General features: G+C 37.8%; 15 protein-coding genes, 1 pseudogene and 1 riboswitch. Of the genes and pseudogenes, 6 read left to right on the top strand and 10 right to left on the bottom strand.

Annotation, left to right across the window (positions count from 1 at the left end; genetic code table 11):
- Window positions 1–203, bottom strand: a pseudogene (locus tag M2139_RS12825) (hypothetical protein); the annotation flags it as partial.
- 471 nt (window positions 204–674) lie between these two features.
- Here M2139_RS12825 and M2139_RS12820 point away from each other — a divergent pair.
- Window positions 675–2,039: a citrate:proton symporter gene (locus tag M2139_RS12820; protein WP_280739261.1), complete on the top strand. Its 1,365-nt coding sequence runs from the start codon at window positions 675–677 to the stop codon at window positions 2,037–2,039.
- Window positions 2,040–2,167: 128 nt separating this feature from the next.
- On the opposite strand, the gene M2139_RS12815 is transcribed toward M2139_RS12820, so the two are convergent.
- Window positions 2,168–3,979: an ATP-binding protein gene (locus tag M2139_RS12815; protein WP_280739260.1), complete on the bottom strand. Its 1,812-nt coding sequence runs from the start codon at window positions 3,977–3,979 to the stop codon at window positions 2,168–2,170.
- A gap of 86 nt (window positions 3,980–4,065) precedes the next feature.
- Here M2139_RS12815 and M2139_RS12810 point away from each other — a divergent pair, with 86 nt between their 5' ends.
- Window positions 4,066–4,776, top strand: coding sequence for a response regulator transcription factor (locus M2139_RS12810; RefSeq protein WP_280739259.1), 711 nt, complete (start codon window positions 4,066–4,068; stop codon window positions 4,774–4,776).
- A 6-nt stretch (window positions 4,777–4,782) separates the two neighbouring features.
- Here M2139_RS12810 and citG read toward each other — a convergent pair whose 3' ends face one another.
- Together citG and M2139_RS12800 are read right to left on the bottom strand one after the other, a co-directional pair.
- On the bottom strand, window positions 4,783–5,649 hold the full coding sequence (citG, locus tag M2139_RS12805; RefSeq protein ID WP_280739258.1) for a triphosphoribosyl-dephospho-CoA synthase CitG: 867 nt from the start codon (window positions 5,647–5,649) through the stop codon (window positions 4,783–4,785).
- Window positions 5,642–6,337 carry a GntR family transcriptional regulator gene (locus tag M2139_RS12800; RefSeq protein ID WP_280739257.1) on the bottom strand — a complete coding sequence of 232 codons (696 nt, stop codon included), beginning with the start codon at window positions 6,335–6,337 and terminating at the stop codon, window positions 5,642–5,644. The genes citG and M2139_RS12800 overlap by 8 nt, the downstream gene beginning before the upstream one ends.
- A gap of 228 nt (window positions 6,338–6,565) precedes the next feature.
- Window positions 6,566–6,664: riboswitch (TPP riboswitch) on the top strand.
- Between the two features lie 81 nt (window positions 6,665–6,745).
- On the opposite strand from M2139_RS12800, the gene M2139_RS12795 reads away from it, so the two are divergent.
- The 4 genes from M2139_RS12795 to M2139_RS12780 are packed head-to-tail and all read left to right on the top strand — an operon-like array spanning window position 6,746 to window position 9,534.
- On the top strand, window positions 6,746–7,042 hold the full coding sequence (locus M2139_RS12795) for a thiamine-binding protein (protein WP_280739262.1): 297 nt from the start codon (window positions 6,746–6,748) through the stop codon (window positions 7,040–7,042).
- The gene (locus M2139_RS12790; RefSeq protein WP_280739256.1) at window positions 7,011–7,793 is read left to right on the top strand and encodes an ABC transporter permease; all 783 of its coding nucleotides are present in this window, start codon (window positions 7,011–7,013) and stop codon (window positions 7,791–7,793) included. Before M2139_RS12795 ends, M2139_RS12790 begins: the two co-directional genes overlap by 32 nt.
- Window positions 7,790–8,791: an ABC transporter substrate-binding protein gene (locus tag M2139_RS12785; protein WP_280739255.1), complete on the top strand. Its 1,002-nt coding sequence runs from the start codon at window positions 7,790–7,792 to the stop codon at window positions 8,789–8,791. The genes M2139_RS12790 and M2139_RS12785 overlap by 4 nt, the downstream gene beginning before the upstream one ends.
- Window positions 8,792–8,796: 5 nt before the next feature.
- On the top strand, window positions 8,797–9,534 hold the full coding sequence (locus M2139_RS12780) for an ABC transporter ATP-binding protein (protein WP_280739254.1): 738 nt from the start codon (window positions 8,797–8,799) through the stop codon (window positions 9,532–9,534).
- A gap of 53 nt (window positions 9,535–9,587) precedes the next feature.
- Here M2139_RS12780 and M2139_RS12775 read toward each other — a convergent pair whose 3' ends face one another.
- The 6 genes from M2139_RS12775 to M2139_RS12750 form a co-directional block, all read right to left on the bottom strand.
- On the bottom strand, window positions 9,588–10,916 hold the full coding sequence (locus M2139_RS12775; protein WP_280739253.1) for a solute carrier family 23 protein: 1,329 nt from the start codon (window positions 10,914–10,916) through the stop codon (window positions 9,588–9,590).
- A 137-nt stretch (window positions 10,917–11,053) separates the two neighbouring features.
- Entirely contained in the window at window positions 11,054–12,409 is a 1,356-nt protein-coding gene (gene gor / locus M2139_RS12770) for a glutathione-disulfide reductase (RefSeq protein ID WP_280739252.1), read from the bottom strand.
- Window positions 12,410–12,458: 49 nt separating this feature from the next.
- Complete coding sequence (locus tag M2139_RS12765) at window positions 12,459–13,700, bottom strand: U32 family peptidase (protein ID WP_280739251.1); 1,242 nt, start codon at window positions 13,698–13,700, stop codon at window positions 12,459–12,461.
- 38 nt (window positions 13,701–13,738) lie between these two features.
- Complete coding sequence (locus tag M2139_RS12760) at window positions 13,739–14,659, bottom strand: peptidase U32 family protein (protein WP_280739250.1); 921 nt, start codon at window positions 14,657–14,659, stop codon at window positions 13,739–13,741.
- A 258-nt stretch (window positions 14,660–14,917) separates the two neighbouring features.
- Entirely contained in the window at window positions 14,918–17,410 is a 2,493-nt protein-coding gene (locus M2139_RS12755; RefSeq protein ID WP_280739249.1) for an ATP-dependent Clp protease ATP-binding subunit, read from the bottom strand.
- Between the two features lie 16 nt (window positions 17,411–17,426).
- On the bottom strand, window positions 17,427–17,897 hold the full coding sequence (locus M2139_RS12750) for a CtsR family transcriptional regulator (protein WP_280739248.1): 471 nt from the start codon (window positions 17,895–17,897) through the stop codon (window positions 17,427–17,429).
- Between the last annotated feature and the right edge of the window lie 185 nt (window positions 17,898–18,082).

The following is an 18,082-nucleotide window of genomic DNA, read 5'->3' as shown; positions in this document are numbered from 1 at the left end:
TTAACAACAAATTCACTTTCTGGATGATCCCCAGCAGCGATTGCCGTAGCCAGCACACTTACCAGCTCATATTCCGCTGGATCCGTTTCAATAAATGCAGGTAGCTCTTGCCATTCTGTAGTTATTTCTGGGGGATTTTCTTGAATCTTTGGGGGTTCTTGCTGATTTTGTTCTTTTTTAAACAAACGACTTAACAATCCCATTTTTCTACTCCTTTCTTTTCATTAATCAATGAGTAAAAGTAAATCAAATTTCCTTCCCTAGCAAGAATGTCAGGTAAAGACTACTTCATTCATTTTCATTATAAGTTCTCTCAAAAAAAGTGATAGCTGATTTGCCCTTACAAATTGTTTTTTTACTGTTTTAAATTTTGAAAAAACGGCATTTCTGCCTGTGAAACCTATTAAATCAACGTTTCCCGGACGTTAAGATTTTATTAATATTTATTTAAGATTTAAATAAGAAACCGATTTAACAATTGTTTTTTTAGTGTTCTTTTGAGTTGTTTGCGCTTCTTTTTTCTCAGTCTTTTGTTATCCTTTGGGTGTAAAGCGCAACAACAAGCTTTAATTAATAGAAATTGTGAAATTATTATTTTATAGCATCACGCTTTTTTATTTAAACTTGTTGACACCGCTTTCTAAAAAGTTCAAAAAAAGAAAGGAAGTAAACACATGGCTCTTACAATTTTATCTTATGCAATGATTATTGTCTTCATGGTTTTAATCATGAAGAAAGTAATGTCACCATTCACATCATTAGTGGTTACACCATTAGTTTTCACACTGATTGCAATGATTGCTGGCGTTTCTGAAAAAGGAAATATCGGTGATTTTGTACTGGATGGCGTAGCAACGACTTCAAAAACTGGGATTATGCTATTATTCGCAATCTTGTATTTCTCAATTATGTTAGATGCAGGTCTATTTGATCCAGTTACAAAAACAATGATTCACTTCGCTAAAGGCGATCCTATGAAAGTTTTAATGGCAACTGCAGTTGTTGCAGCGGCAGTATCTTTCAATGGTGATGGAACTACAACTACTTTAATTTGTTGTTCTGCTTTTATTCCAATTTACAAAAAGTTAAATATGAAACTGATGAACTTAGGTGTTTTGGTTATTCTACAAAACACAATCATGAATCTATTACCTTGGGGTGGCCCAACAGCGCGAGCAATGGCCGTTTTAGAAGTTGACGCTGATATCTTAAGCTACTTATTACCTGGGATGATTCTTTCTGTCCTTTATGTAATCTTCTTCGTCGCTCGTCGCATGGGTAAACAAGAACGTGCTCGTTTAGGCGTTACTGAATTATCTGATGCTGAAATCGAAGAAATGACTACTGTTACTGATCCTGAAACTTTAGAAATTCGTCGCCCTCAAAACTTTATTTTCAACGCAATTATGACAATTGGTTTAATTGCTTGGTTGGTTCTTAGTTCATTCGTTGAGCAACTTGGTTTACCTGAATGGGTTTCAGTACCACCATTACTATTATTCTTGGTAGGTACTTGTATTGCTTTAATGGTCAACTATCCAAAATTAAAAGACCAATCAAAACGTATTGGTGATAATGCTGGTGATGCTGTTCAAGTAGTTATCTTAGTTTTCGCAGCTGGCGTATTTATGGGTCTGTTCCAAGGTTCAGGTATGGCAACTGCTTTAGCTAACAGTTTTGCTTCAATCATTCCTAAACAATTAGCTGGTTTCTGGGGCGTTGTAATTGCTTTAATCTCTGCACCAGGTACTTTCTTCTTATCAAATGATGCCTTTTACTTTGGGGTATTACCAGTCTTATCTGAAGCAGGTGCTTCTTATGGCTTTACTAATATGCAAATGGCGCTAGCTTCTCTAATGGGGCAAGCATTCCACTTATTAAGTCCATTAGTAGCGTTTATCTACTTGTTGCTACGCTTAACTGGTTTAGATATGGGTCAATGGCAAAAAGAATCTGCAAAATACGCACTAGGTATTTTCGCTATCTTTGTAATCACAATTGTATTACTTGGCCATATGCCACTATATATTCCTCAATAAAAACTTAAAATTATCATCCACCTATATATTATTTACCTCAAAAAACGCGGAGCTCAGCTGGCTCTGCGTTTTTTAATATCCCCAAAACTCAGCAGAAGCTTTGGGGATATTTTTATATTATCAAAGAGCTAACTTTCTTCACTCAAAGGAATCCCAATTGTAAAAGTGGTGCCTTTGTCAGAGCTTTCTAAATCTAAAAGCCAATCATTTTTCTTAATCAAAGAAACCACGATAAATAATCCTAATCCGGTGCCACCATCAGTTGTTTTAGTAGTGAAAAAGGGTGTGAAAATTTTATCTTCAATCTCTTTTGGAATCCCTGGACCATTATCTTTGACTTGAATCATGGCAAACTCTTTTTTGCTATAAACGTAAGAATGTTCTTGATATTGTTTTTGCATTTTTTGATCCGCTTTACTAACGGAAACTAAAATTTCAGCCTTTTTATCAGTAGATTGATAAGCATTTGTCAATAAGTTATAAAGCAAAACTTGCAGATCGTCTTTTTCAAAATAGGCTTTCCCTACTCGCTTATAAGCAAATTGTAAATGAACGGTTTTCGGTGCTAAAATTTCCATCGTATTGATAGCATCTTCTACTACATCGGTAATATCTAAATCATCTTTTTCACCTGCATTGACCTTGGAGAAGCGTAAAACATTGGTAGAAAGACGTTGGCCTTTTTTCGCTGAATCGTAAATTTCTTTTAACTCAGCTACTAATTCAGCATCATCCGCCCGCTCTTCCATTAATAATTGTACATTGCCAATTAGCGGCGTTAAAAAGTTATTCATATCATGAACAATCGTGGTAGTTAATAAACCTACTGTTTCCAGCTTAGACTCTTGTAGCAAGCTTTTTTCAATTGTATAACGTTCCAACTCTATTTGACGAGCTTCTTGTAACCGTCGGTTTTCTAAATATGTTTGATAACGACGATTATAATTTCGTAAGTTAAAGACAATCAAAAAGAGAATCGCTAATAAAATCGCAAATAATCCCATAATAATTAGGTTTTCTTGCAATAAATTGCCATTACGTTCATTAAAATCGTAGTTACTGGCTACCACCCAGCGAGCATGACCAATTTCAATCCATTGATAGGCGGTTAATTTTTGAACCTTTTGCGGATTTTTTTGCGTCCACCAATAAGAAAAATAACTGATAGTCCCTCGATCATTAGCTAGTTGTTCTGTTTCCAAACGCTCTAAATCAGAAAAATCCAAATTTGGAAAGCGTTCTTTTCGGTCAGCAACAATCGTCAACCCAATTTGTTCTCGCGCTGGATGAATGATAATTTTCATTTCTTGATTTTTAACCATTGTATAACCATTTAACTCATCATCCCGCTGGCGAATTTCTTCTAAATATAAAGTTTCTAAATTTATCGGCATCACTAAAACGCCCAACAACTCACCAGTTTCTGCGGTTAAAGGACAATAAATATTAAGATAAGTATCCCCCTCAAGAAAATATTCTGAACCGTTCCCTCTAACTTCGCCCTTAATACCTTGTTGATAATAAGTATCTTCTTGTAGTATGGTAGGTAAAGCATTGATAGTCTGCAATTCTTTGTCCGCATATTGATAACCTGAAACTAAATCACCATTGGGAGCTAATAGATAAACCCCTTCAGCAATCCCTTTTTTCTTTGCAAAAAATTGCTGTAAATAAACTTTTTTATCTAGATTTAAGGGTCGGACTACTTTAACAACTTCAGAAGTGTAATCTTCCAAAAAACTGTTAAAACTTTGAATTTCTAATCCTAAAACTTTAGTGGCATAATCATTTATTTTGGCTAACTGACTTTCCCCCATCTTCAGAGCATGATCTTTTGCGTCTAAATAACTGACTGCTGTAAATAAAATTCCCATTCCGGTTAAAATAGAAATAAAAAATAAGCCGATATTTAACCATTTATTTGAAGGTTTACTATTCATTTCTGGCCTCTTTCTCGTTATAATGAAACTAACTAATCTTACAGATAAAGTAATTTATCTAGTAAATGAACTTGGAGGAACAATCTTTGCGGAATGATAAAATCTTAGTTGTTGATGACGATCCAGCAATCCGTCGTTTGATTTGGAAATCCCTACAATCAACGGGAGTCTTAATCTATCAAAGTGATTCTATCGAAAAAACTTTGGATATTACCTCACGAATGGATTTTGATTTATTTCTATTAGATATCAGTTTGGAATATGAAAATGATGGTTATCATCTTGCCCACCTGATTCGCGAACAAAATCCGATTGTCCCAATTATTTTTATTAGTGGTAAAAAAAGTGAAAACGATATTATTACTGGTCTACAAACTGGTGCTGATTATTATATCACCAAACCTTTTTCACCAGCTTTGTTAAAAGCCCAAGTCATCGCCACTTTAGATCGTGGGCAAACTATTAAAAATCAAACGATTCAGCCAAAATCTAACGAACTGTCCGCTGGTGATTTTCGTTTTGATAAAAATCGTTATCAACTATTTAAAAGTGATGAACTAATTAAACTCTCTTCTAAAGAAACGCAATTGATGCAGTTTTTCATGGAAAATCCCAATCAAGTTTTTTCTAAAGAACAAATTTACAGTAGCGTTTGGGATGGTGGCGAAATTGACGCCAACACGATTATGGTTTTTATCAATCATCTTCGTAATAAAATTGAAGACGACCCTAAAAATGTCCGCTACTTAAAAACCGTCTGGGGAATTGGCTATACTTTTATCCCGACAGGTGAATAATTCTATTTAAAATAAGCCTTCTAATTTAGCGAAATAAATGCCTAAAGCTAGTAAATCCGCGGCACCACCAGGACTTAAATGGCGTTTAATTAAAATTTGATCATAAGCTGCTAATTCATCAAGCAATTGCTCTTTAGTGAGTTGTGCTTGGTGAATTTTTTTGCTTTCGGTTTTGACTTGTTGCCACGCTTCAAAACCGCCACGATGAAGGAGATTGCCGTCCTCTACCTCGCTCATTAATAAAATCAAACAGCGTAATAAATTTTCTTCTAAATCAGCAGACTCCTGATTTAACACGCGTAAATAGGGCAACATCAATTGCGTCAAGACTGGATATCCCGCAGCAGCTTCTCCACGAATTCCGGTTAAGCCTTGCTCTAAATAAAGCTTTTCTCCATAAGTTAACTGTTTTTTATTCAACAAATTAGCAAAGTCCTTTTCCACTAATTCTGCTGTCATTTGACTGGCGATTTTCAAAACTGCCCCTGTATCCTCAGCAGTAAAAGGTAGTGTGTCTTCTTGTAAATAAAAACCGGTTGCGCCTAATAACACCGCCAAAGAAAAATTGGCACCTTTATGGGTGTTAACACCTGCGGTCGCCTTTAACATGGCTTTTTCAGCGGGAACCCCTAAAATCCGTAACTCTTCAAAAAGTGCTGGCAACGAACCTCGATGAGTTAGCCCAGCTTGTAAATATTGTTGAAAAAAAGGCGCTAAAGCTACAATGCTGTCCATAAAAGTAAAGAAATTCATATCTTGATGGGCCCCATTATTACTACGGTCTACTAAACCTGGTTTAGGTGTTAATGCTACCTCATACAACAAAGCACTTTCAGCAAAACCGGCAATTTCTGTTACACTCCAATTAGTCAATTTGACGACGCTCCATTTCCTTCAAGATAAATTGTAAAGAGCGATCCAAATGCTCGTGAGTGATTAAAGTAATCTGTTCCACATCATTCGTTTTCATTCCCCGATAAATCAACCAATGTTCCTCTAAGGCTTCTGCGCATCGCTGAGAAGAACGAATGGCTATATCGCGAAAATACACTAAATAAGCATGCAGTTCCGTAACAATCGTCTTTAAACGTAGCATCTGGCTTTTTTCGTAAATAAAAGAATTGAAATCAGAGAAATTTTGCAAGACTTCTTCGATTTTATTTTCATGATTTAGCTGTTCTCCATAAGTGATTAAATCATGTAACTCTTGAAAATCTTCTTCCGTCATTAATTGCATCGCGCGAATCGTCGCTAAAGTATCCAAGGATTTACGAATATCATAAATTTCATAGGCATCTTTTACGCTAATTCCTTTTACGACATTGCCAATACGTGGCACATATTCCACTAGTTTTTCATCCACTAAAGCTTGTAAAGCATAACGAATCGGTGTCCGGCTAATATTTAACATTTCCGAAAATTCCTTTTCATTAATCCGTTCACCCGCAGGAATATCTCCTAAAATAATCGTTTTACGAAAAGCTTCATAGACTAAAATCTTTAACGGCTTATTTTGGGTTAAATCAAGATTTTTCTTAACCGCCTCAATCGTTGGATTCATCTCTTTTACTCCTATTCTTCATTCATTTTCAAATAAAATTTTTATCTACAAAAACCGTCATTCCTCAACAAGACCACTTCTCTTTTATAATAACGGATTACAAGGAGATTGCCAAACGCTTTTCTCAAAAAAACAAAAAAGCGCTTAAATTTTTTTGAACTTTTCGATTGACGCACAGAAAATTAAAGGCTATAATCGGTAACCAAGTAGACTACTACATAATTGAATACTTTATTGCGGGGGGACGTGTAGACGTTGAGAAGGTAAAACCTGACCCTTTGAACCTGATTGGTTAACACCAGCGTAGGGAGCATGTCCTAAAAAATAATTTTGGCTTTTAAGGCATTTTCTCTGTTTTCAGGGAAGATGTCTTTTTATTTTTATAAAAAAAGAAAAGAGGAAAAAATGATGGAAGCAAGTATTGCAATTCAAGTATTACCAAAAGTTCAAGAAACTAAAGAAGTCGTTCGGATTGTCGATGAAGTCATCGCCTACATTCAAAGCACTGGCTTATCTTATCAAGTAGGCGCTTTTGAAACAACGATTGAAGGAGATTATAATCAGTTGATGGAAATCGTCAAAAATTGTCAATTGATTGCCGTTAAAGCTGGTGCTCCGCAAGTTTCTGCTTACGTGAAGATTGCTTATAATCCTGAAGGGGATGTGTTGAGTATTGAAGAAAAAAAGAAAAAACATCAACATTAATTTTCCAGCTTTATTGACGATTGCTTTCCTTTTATTATTATGGCAGGCAGCCAGCAGTTGGCAGCTGATTCCCGCTTTTATGTTGCCGGCGCCTCTTCAGGTGGTGCAAGCTTTTATCGCGGATTTCTCCTTGTTGATGTTTCATTCAAAAGTTACTTTGTTGGAAGCTTTACTGGGGTTAGTAATCGGCGTATTGGCTGGCGTGCTCTCAGCTATTTTAATGGATCGTTTTCCAATCCTTGAAAAAGCCCTCCATCCCTTATTAGTTTTAACGCAAACGGTGCCAACCGTGGCGATTGCGCCGTTATTAACCGTTTGGTTTGGTTTCGGGATGACGCCCAAAATCGTTTTAATCGTAATTACGATTTTCTTTCCAGTTACGGTGTCGATGCTCAAAGGCTTTCGCTCAGTGGATCCTGATGAAATAAAATTGTTAACTTCCATGGGAGCCAATCCTTTACAAATGCTGTGGTTTTTAAAACTGCCGGCTAGTTTAAACGATTTTTTCGCTGCTTTAAAAATTGCCGCCACTTATGCGGTGGTGGGAGCAGTGGTTTCCGAATGGTTAGGAGGCTTTGAGGGCTTAGGGGTTTATATGACCCGCGTTCGCAAATCATATGCCTTTGACAAAATGTTCGCTGTGATTTTTTTAATTTCAATTATCAGCTTACTGTTAGTAACAGCAATTAATTTTTTAGAAAAAATCATGATGCCATGGAAAGAAGAAAAGAAACTTGGAGGTTTAAAATGAAAAAGACTTTAAAAATTGTTTTATTATTATTAGGGTGTAGTTTATTTTTGGTTGGCTGCAAGCCGGCTGAAAAAACGAGCGACGAAAAAAAGCTAGAGAAAATTATTTTTGTTTTAGATTGGACCCCCAACACTAATCATACGGGACTTTATGTTGCGCAGCAGCAAGGTTATTACGAAGAGGCTGGTTTAGAGGTGGAAATTATTCAACCTTCTGAAGAAAGTGCCACCACTTTAGTTGCCAGCGGTAAAGCGGCTTTTGGGATTTCTGCTCACGATTCCTTAGCTGCCAATTACGCTTCTAAAGAACCGATGCCCGTTACAGCCGTAGCCGCCGTTTTACAACACAACACATCTGGCATTATGTCCCGCAAAGGCGACGGCATTGATACGCCAAAGGGTTTAGAAAATAAAACTTACGCTACTTGGGATTCCCCAGTTGAACAAGCAATGATTGCCGAAGTCATGGTAGCTGACAATGGTGATTTCGCCAAAGTTAATTTAATTCCTAATAATATTGTTGACGAACCTATGGCTTTAAAAGAAAAACAAGCCGATGCCATTTGGGTCTTTTATGGTTGGGGTGGCATCACGGCGGAAATCGAAGATGTGCCGATTGACTATTTTTATTTCAAAGACATCAATCCCGTTTTTGATTATTACACACCAGTGATTATCGGCAATGATCAATTATTAGCCGAAAAGCCTGACTTGGCGAAAAAATTCCTAGCTGCCACCGCTAAAGGTTATCAGTTCGCTGCTACATCGCCGGCTAAAGCGGCTGAGATTTTAGTGGAAGCTGTACCTGAATTAGATGCCGAACTCGTAAGCAAAAGCCAAGCTTGGTTAGCTGATCAATATTTATTAGCTGATGGTTCTTGGGGTTATATTGAAGCAAAACGTTGGAATGATTTCTATAACTGGCTAGGGGAAAAAGAAATTATTGAAAATAAAATTCCCGAAAATACTGGTTTCACTAATGAATATTTACCGGAGTAATCACCATGTCAAAATTAGTTGTTAAAAATATCACTAAAGAATTTGCTGGTAAAACGGTTTTAAATGATATAAATTTTCAAGTCGCCACTAACGAAATTATTAGTATTATCGGTCCTAGCGGGGTTGGCAAGTCGACGCTTTTTAATATTATTGCCGGTTTATTAAATCCGACACAAGGCGAGGTCTTATTAGATGGTATTTCTATCCTGAACATCCCGGGGAAAATTTCTTATATGTTGCAAAAAGACCTGCTTTTACCTTTTAAAACAGTCGCCGAAAACGTCGCTTTGCCTTTACGTTTAAAAGGTGAGCCTAAAAAAATCGCCCAACAAAAAGCGACGGCTTTATTAAAAGATTTCGGTTTAGCTGATTTAGCGGGCTGCTTTCCTAAAGAATTATCTGGTGGTATGCGGCAAAGAGTGGCTTTATTGCGAACTTATTTATTTTCCGCCAATTTAATTTTATTAGATGAACCTTTTAGTGCCTTAGACCCTTTTACTAAAAGCGAAGTCCACGACTGGTATTTACAGGCCCATGATAAATTAAAGTTAACCACGATTTTTATCACGCATGATATTGACGAGGCCCTGAAACTTTCTGACTGGATTTATATTTTGAAAAATCAAGGACAAGTGACTTTTGAAACCATTCACTTAAATCCCCAGCATAAAAAACAGGCTGATTTCTTATTGTCTGAAGAATTTTTGCAGTATAAAACTCAAATCATGACGCATTTAGCCTAAAAAATAGCTAAACCTATGCAGTTGCAATCAGATTTAGCTATTTTATTTACTATTTATTTTTCTCTACCAATAATTTGTTTAAAGTTAAAAAATAGATTCAAAGAAATAGCCGTAACTGAACCCGCTAATAAACCATTACCGAAAACATCTTGAACAATCTGCGGAAAATTGCCGTAAAACTCTGGAAATGAAGCGGGAATCATGGCAACTGCTACACTTAAACCGAAAACTAACATATTATTATTTTCATCAAGTTTAACATTTTTCAGTAAATTCACGCCACTAGCAAGAATAACACCGAACAGCGGAATGCCAATTCCACCTAAAACCGGTTGCGGAATCACGCTGACAAAAGCTGCAAATTTTGGAAAGAAGCTTAAGCCTAACATCATCACCCCAGCAGTCGCCGTTACAAAGCGACTGTGAACCCGCGTTAAATCTAACAAGCCCACATTTTGAATGTAAGTCACAGGCTGCCCTGAGTTAAAACTAGCAGAAAACATCGTCCCTAAACCAATCGTTTGCAAGGTCCGCGTTAATTGTTTTTTATTCATTTCTTTGCCGACAATGCTATGAATCCCCATCACCGTACCTGAAATTTCTACCATCCCTAAAATCATGACAATTAGAAAAGAGAGCGTAGTCGAAAAACTCCCCACCTTCGGTAACCCATAGTGGAAAGGTAGCACGACACCAAACCAAGCGGCTTCCTTAACCGCCGTAAAATCAATCATCCCTAGCGGAATCGCCACTAAAGTACCGATAATTAAACAAAACAAGACATTTAAGGTACCTAAAAAGCCCTTCAAATATTTGCTAAAAACAATATTAAGTAAAAAAACAAATAGTGCTAAGAAAAAAGCGGGTTTATCAGCTTTGCCAGTTGAGCTGCTTGACATAATCCAACCAAAAGCATTGGGCACTAATGAAATACTTAAAATTAATAAATTGGTGCCAATAACCACTGGCGGAAATAATTTATCCAGCTTCGACCATAGGGGTGCTACTAAGAAACAAAACAGCCCTGAAATCAGCATACTGCCTGCCATAATCCGGAAACCTTCCGCATGCGTAGCGGCACTATTTAAAGTGCTAGCAATCACGCTGGCGGCTCCAAAAGTAATCCCCACCATCGTAGGAATTTGCGGACTTAAATTTTTAATCAAGCCCACGGTTGCTAATAAAGTACAAATCGCTGCCGTAAAAATCATTGAACTAATAAAATAAGCAATTTCTTGCTCCGTTAAACCGACCACCGCTCCAATTACTAGCGGAACAGGAATCCCTGCTAAAATTGCAATAAATAAATGTTGAAACGCTAAAATCAAATTTTTTCCTAATGGTAATTTTTCATCGACTGGATGAATTTGTTTCTGCTCCATTTGTCACATACCCCCATAAACTTTTTTATCTTTGTATCATAACACGCTTTCAACTTGAATACAATTTCTCTAAATAAACTAGAAATTGCTAGAAAAAGGAAGCTTACAGCTACATTTTTTCTAGCAATCCTATTTTTTTAACGCATTGTGACAAATTCTTCGGAACCTGTGGGATGAATAGCTACGGTATTGTCAAAATCTTTTTTAGTGGCCCCCATTTTAATTGCCACGGCAAAACCTTGCAACATTTCCTCCACCCCTACACCAATGCCATGAAGACCGACAATTTTTTCTTCCGGTCCCACGCATACTAGCTTCATGGCTGCTTTTTGACGATAGTCCCCTAACGCAAAATACATTGGTGTAAATTTTGAATGATAAACTTTAATCTGCTCCTGGCCATATTTAGCAATCGCAGCTTTTTCTGAAAGGCCAATCGTGGCAATTGCTGGATGCGTAAATATCACTGTTGGAATTAAATCATAATCCAAATATTCTTCTTTTTTGCCATTAAATAAACGTTCCGATAATCTCCGCCCTGCTGCAATAGCTACCGGTGTCAAGTCAACTTTGCCAATTAAATCTCCTACCGCATAAATACCAGCTTGCGTCGTATTTTGAAATTTATCGACTTTAACAAAACCCCGTCCATCTAAAGTCACTGTCGTTTTTTCAAGAGCTAATTGATTCGTATTCGGTAAGCGACCACCCGCAAAGAGAACTTTATCAGCAGTAATTTCATGACCATTTTCAAAAATAACCGTATATTCTTCAGTTGCTGGATTTTTTTTGATTTCAGCAGCGGTATGTAAAGGATACAGGTGCATGCCGGCCTCTTGATAAATCGTTACTAATTCTTCAGATAACATCTCTTCAAAGGTTCGCAAAGGTCGTTCTTTGCGATAAGCCCAATGAACCTCAACCCCTAAGCCTTGCAATAAACCGCTTAGTTCAGCCGCAATATAACCGGCTCCTAACACAATCATGCGCTTAGGTAAAGCTGTCAAAGCAAAGAAACCATCAGAATTAATTGCGTACTCACCGCCAGGAATCGACATCTGACTAGGACGACCACCAGTTGCTAATAAAATATGAGGAGCAGTATATTGTTGGCCATTGACTTCAATCGTCTGTTTAGCTACGAAGCGTCCGTACCCTTGAATCACTTCCACCTGGTTGCTATCTAAACCGCGTTGATAAGCGCCATGGAGAAAATCAATATATTTTTCACGACGCATAACTAGTTCTTTAAAATCAATGTTTTCAACTTTAGCGTTAATGCCATAACTTTCGCTATCCCGTTGAATCATCTCTAACATTGAACTTGCTTGCCACATGACTTTTTTAGGGACACAACCGACATTCACACAAGTGCCACCTAAAGTTTTACCTTCAATTAATAAAACTTTTTTGCCATACATGCCAGCGCGGTTGGCAGAAGCAATGCCGCCACTACCGCCGCCTAAAACGATATAATCATAGCTTTTTACCATTAGCCTGACCTCCTTTTCTATTAATACACGTTACCTTTTTCTTGATGCTTTAAGTTTTCTTACGAATCATATCGCCAGGTTTAACTGGTTCAAGAACTGGCATCGTTAAAATCATCATAGGATTTGGCGCACGATCAATAGTTTCTCCGTCCTCATTCCACATTTCAACTACACTTTGATGAAAGTGGTGGAAGCCTGGACCATAAAATTCAATTTCATCGCCAACAGAAAAATGATTTCGTTGGCGAATCGTCGCAATTTTAGTAGTTTCGTTATAACTCAAAACTTCACCGATAAATTTATAAACGGGAATTTTACGACGTGGACCAAAAAGCTGTTCTTTATCAGTTGGGGTATGGTAATAAAAACCCGTTGCTAATTCGCGTTGGGCAACTTTCCATAATTCATCAATCCACTCTTGCTTACAAACATAGTTCTCAGGGTCAGCCATATAGCTATCGACAGCGGCTTTATAAACATTGGATACCGTTGAAACATAGTGAATTGACTTCATACGACCTTCAATTTTTAAGCTATCCACACCATTTTCAATCATATCAGGAATATGTTCAATCATCGACATATCCACCGCACTCATAGAAAATTCTTCACTGACTTCTCCCGCATCTGTTAAAGAGCGACGTTCTTCCCCAAAAGGCATATCATATAAATCATATTTCCAGCGACAAGACTGAGAGCAGCCGCCACGATTGGCATCTCGTAAAGACATATGGTTTGATAAAGTACAGCGGCCAGAATAAGAAATACACATGGCCCCATGAATAAAAGCTTCAATCTCAACAGAAGTATTTTGGCGAATTTCCGCCACTTCCGCCATAGAAACTTCCCGGCCTAAAACCACTCGCTCCAAACCTTCTGCTTTCCAAAACTCTAGCGTTTCATAATTAGTCGCCGAAGCCTGTGTCGATAAATGAATCGGTAAACCTGGTGCTTCAGCCGCACAAATTTCAATTAAAGTTGGATCAGAAATAATCACCGCTGAAATACCAAGATCTCGCAATTCTCGGAAAAATTCTCCCGCACCTTCTTGATCGCCTTCGTGGGTTACCATATTGGCAGCCACATAAACTTGGGCATTGTGAGCTTTAGCAAAAGCCACCCCTTCAGCCATTTCTTCATAAGTAAAATTGCCGGCGCGACTCCGTAAACCATAAGCGTTCCCACCAATATAAACCGCATCAGCTCCATAATGAATGGCGGTTTTTAATTTTTCTAAAGTGCCGGCTGGTGCTAAAACTTCCGGTCGCTTTAATTTTTTCTTTTCAGTCATTGCTTGTTCCTCTCATACAAATAAATTTCACAACTAATTTAACGAATGGTGGTAGGATCTAAGTAGAAAAAGCCACTATCTAAGCCCCGTTCAACCGGATGAGCCTGTTGAATTTTTTTATTTAATTCAGTGGCTAAGGCTTCCGACCAAGTGCCGGCTATTAAAGCCGCTTTGGCTGCCACAAAAACTTCGGCAATCGTCACAAAAGCCGCACCACGCGTATAAAGCCCCTCCAATTTCCACGTTTGATATTGATTTGCCACTAATTGTGGTAACTCTGGCAACAAATTCACATCGTTATCCGCAAAAATATGGGTACCATGACTATCTTCATAAATGGAATAATGGGTTTCAGCTTTTTTCGGCTCAGATAAGAATAAATTACGCTCCCGCGTTTTTGCTTCTAGTAACTGTTTATATTGATAATAATTCTCTAACAAAGGCCGTTTAGAGTGGTGAATACAAGTTGCGCCGTAAACCAAAACTTCAGCAGGTATCTCTAAATTTTTCGCAAGAGTCACCATTTCTTCAAAAGGAACTTCGCGCGCTAAAACGCCCCCTACCGCACCACGTTTTCCCCAAAAATTAAACTGTCGAGAATTAGTAACCATGGTTTCGCCAGCATAAATATATGGTAAATCGCAATTATTTTCTCTAAGTAAATGCACTACGCCAGGATCCCCGACTAAAATCCGATCCACCTGAATACTGCTTAAAAATTCTAAATAAGCTGGTAATAAACGCATTTTTTCCGGATGCATAATGCCATTAACGGCCACAATTACTTGTTTACCTTGTTGATGTGTTAAAGCAACTAAGGTTTGAATTTCTTCATAAGAAAAAGTTGCTGGCAAACGCAAACCAAAAACATCTTCACCAAAGTATAAACTATCCACTCCCGCTGCTAACAGCGCTTGGGCTTGCTCTAAAGACTCAACTGTTGCACGAATTTCAATCATCTATTAAAAATGCTCCTTATTATTAAAAGTTAATTTACTTCTTATTGTCTGTTTTAACAACAGAGACCGCTACTATCATATCATAGAAGTGCTGAAATCTCACTTTAAATTATCCGCTAAGTCGCTAACTTCCGCAACAAATCTGCTTAAAAAAACAGAGGTGCCACTTAGTTCAACTCATTAAAATTGTCGGCCTCAACAGCCCTGAAATTTTAATAAGGATTTCCTAAGCGTACAACCTCTGTTAATTTTTCTTTATTAAACTTCTTGTAGCACTCGTTTGGTTACAGCATCTTTGACAGCTAAAGTAATTTTTCCTTTTTTAGCGCCAATTGTAACTTTATCGCCTAAATGAATTTGCCCAGAAAGCAAAGCTTCACTTAAGCGATCTTCCACCTCTTTTTGCAATGCTCGACGAATTGGTCGGGCACCATATTCAGGATCAAAGCCAACTTTAGCAATCACATCAATCGCAGCTGGTGTGATTTTCACTTGTACTTCTTGCTCTTGCAAGCGATTAACGATACTGCGACTCATAATTTTAACAATTTCATGGATTTCATCTTCAACTAATGAACGGAAAACAATCGTTTCATCAATTCGGTTTAAAAATTCTGGGCGGAAAGCTTTTTTCAATTCTTCCAAAATCCGTTTTTGCATTGCCCCGTGGTCTTTCGTTAAATCTTTCACATTAAAACCAACATTTTTTTCTTCGCGAATTTCCGTTGCGCCAATATTAGATGTTAAAATTAAAATCGTATTACGGAAATCAACTTTGCGCCCTTTGGCATCTGTTAAATAGCCGTCATCTAACACTTGTAATAAAATATTAAAGACATCTGGATGGGCTTTTTCAACTTCATCTAACAAAATGACTGAATAAGGTTTTTGGCGGATTTTTTCAGTTAACTGGCCGCCTTCATCATAACCAACATAGCCTGGTGGTGAACCAATTAAACGGCTGGTACTATATTTTTCCATATATTCAGACATATCCACCCGTACTAAGGCTTCTTCGCTACCAAACATGGCTTCAGCCAAAGCTTTCGCCAATTCCGTTTTGCCGACGCCAGTTGGACCTAAAAACATAAAAGAACCGATTGGTCGCGCAGGATCTTTCAAACCACTGCGAGCGCGGCGAATCGCTCGTGAGACAGCTTGAACGGCTTCGTCTTGACCAACTACTCGTTGATGCAAGATTTTTTCTAATTCTAAAAGTCTTTCGCTTTCTTTTTTCTCTAACTGTTGCAACGGAATCCCGGTCCACTGTGAAACCACACCAGCGACATCTTCTTCTGTTACTTTATTAGCATAGCCAGTTGCGGCTTTTTCTTTTTTAGCTAAAAGTGCTTCAAGTTTTGCGGTTAATTTCTTTTCTTGCTTTCTTAAACGAGCTGCTTCTTCAAAATCTTGTTGTTGAATCGCCAATTCTTTCGTGGTGGCGGTAACTAACAAAGCATCTTGTAATTTGGTTAATTCCGAAGGCTTGTCCGCTTGATCTAAACGTACTTTAGCCGCTGACTCGTCCATTAAATCAATCGCTTTATCTGGCAACTGCCGGGAATTAATATAACGAACAGACAACTGCACGGCAGCATGAAGGGCTTCATCAGTAATCGCTACGCCATGATGCTCTTCATAGCGACCTCGCAACCCACGCAAAATTTCTTCTGCTTCATCCACGGAAGGTTCATCCACTTGTACGCGAGCAAAACGGCGCTCTAAAGCCGAATCTTTTTCAATATATTTTTGATATTCATCTAAGGTAGTTGCACCGATTGTTTGCAACTCGCCACGAGCTAAAGCAGGCTTTAAGATATTCGAAGCATCAATCGCTCCTTCAGCTCCACCAGCTCCAATTAAGGTATGCAATTCATCAATAAAAAGAATCACGTTGCCATCTTGATAAATTTCATCTATTAATTTTTTCATGCGGTCTTCAAATTCGCCACGATATTTCGTACCGGCAACTAAAGAGCCCATATCTAACATCATCAGACGTTTTTGTTGCATTTCAGCAGGAACTTCACCTTTAACAATTCGTTGGGCCAAACCTTCTGCAATCGCTGTTTTCCCAACCCCAGGTTCACCAACCAAAACAGGATTGTTTTTAGTTCGACGACTGAGAATTTGAATCAAACGTTTTACTTCTTCTTCCCGACCGACAACTGGGTCAAGGCGATTTTCGCGAGCTAATTTCGTTAAATCCCGCGCTAAAGCTTCTAACGTCGGCGTACCTTGTGGTGTCGCTTGTTGACGAGATTGTTGAGCAGGTCGGCGACGAGCTGAATTGCTGTTAGGCACATCCGCGACGCCCATTTTCTTCCGTAATAATTGACGCATTTTAGGTAAGCTTAAACCAATATTTTGTAAAATACGAGTAGCTAAAATATCATCATCTCGCAATAATCCTAATAAGATATGCTCTGTTCCAATTTGGACTGCTCCTAAGCGTTTGGCTTCATCACTGGCATAAGCAAAAATTTGTTTTGCCCGTGGTGAATAAGGTAAATAAACACCTTCAGGATAGTTTTTCACAATACCATAACCCGTTAAATGTTCAATTTCCTCACTAACATCTTCTATTTCAACTTTCATTTGCCGTAAAGTTTTGCCGGCAATGCCGTTTTGTTCTATTAATAATGCTAAAAGCAAATGTTCTGAACCCACTGATTGATGTTTAAAACGTTTTGCTTCTTCTTGTGCGATATTTAAAACTACTCGCAACCGTTCAGTAAATAACTCATCCATACTGCTTCAACTCCTTTTATTCATAACTTAAGCGTTCAAGAAATCCCCGCATGATTTGCGCCCGTAAGTAGTTTTCTAAATCAAATTGCCCTAAAACAGCTTTAGAAATCCCACTAAACATCAGATTTCCTTCTTGGCGGGTAATAATTTTTTCTTCATATAACTTCTTGATAATCGCACCAGCATTTCTTTCAGATAAATCATTGCCAATTAACTGCATAATTTGCTCTAAAAAGTGCTTTTTATCAGTAATCGTTATTTTGGCAATCCGAATATAACCACCGCCACCACGCTTACTCTCCACCGCGTAACCTCGTTGAATGGTAAAACGGGTATTGATTACATAATTAATCTGTGACGGTACGCAATTAAATAGATTCGCCATCTCGGTGCGACGAATTTCAATCATTTCACTATTCTCAAGAATTTTCTTTAAATAAGCCTCAATTAAATCTGAGGTATTATTATGTTGAGCCATCGGTATCATTCCCTTTTGACTAATGTTGACCTTAATTATAACCAACTTTTACCATGAAATAAAGAAAATAGCCTTAAATAGTTAAAAACTAATGAAAAATATAAAAGGGGCTGTGACAAAAGTCTCTAACAAAAAACGCATGAAATAACGAAAAATCGTTCATTTCATGCGTTTTTTCTAGTAAAATAAAAAAG

It is taken from the genome of Enterococcus sp. PF1-24 (assembly GCF_029893325.1).
Taxonomy (GTDB): domain Bacteria; phylum Bacillota; class Bacilli; order Lactobacillales; family Enterococcaceae; genus HY326.
This window is presented reverse-complemented; position numbering and strand designations above follow the sequence as displayed.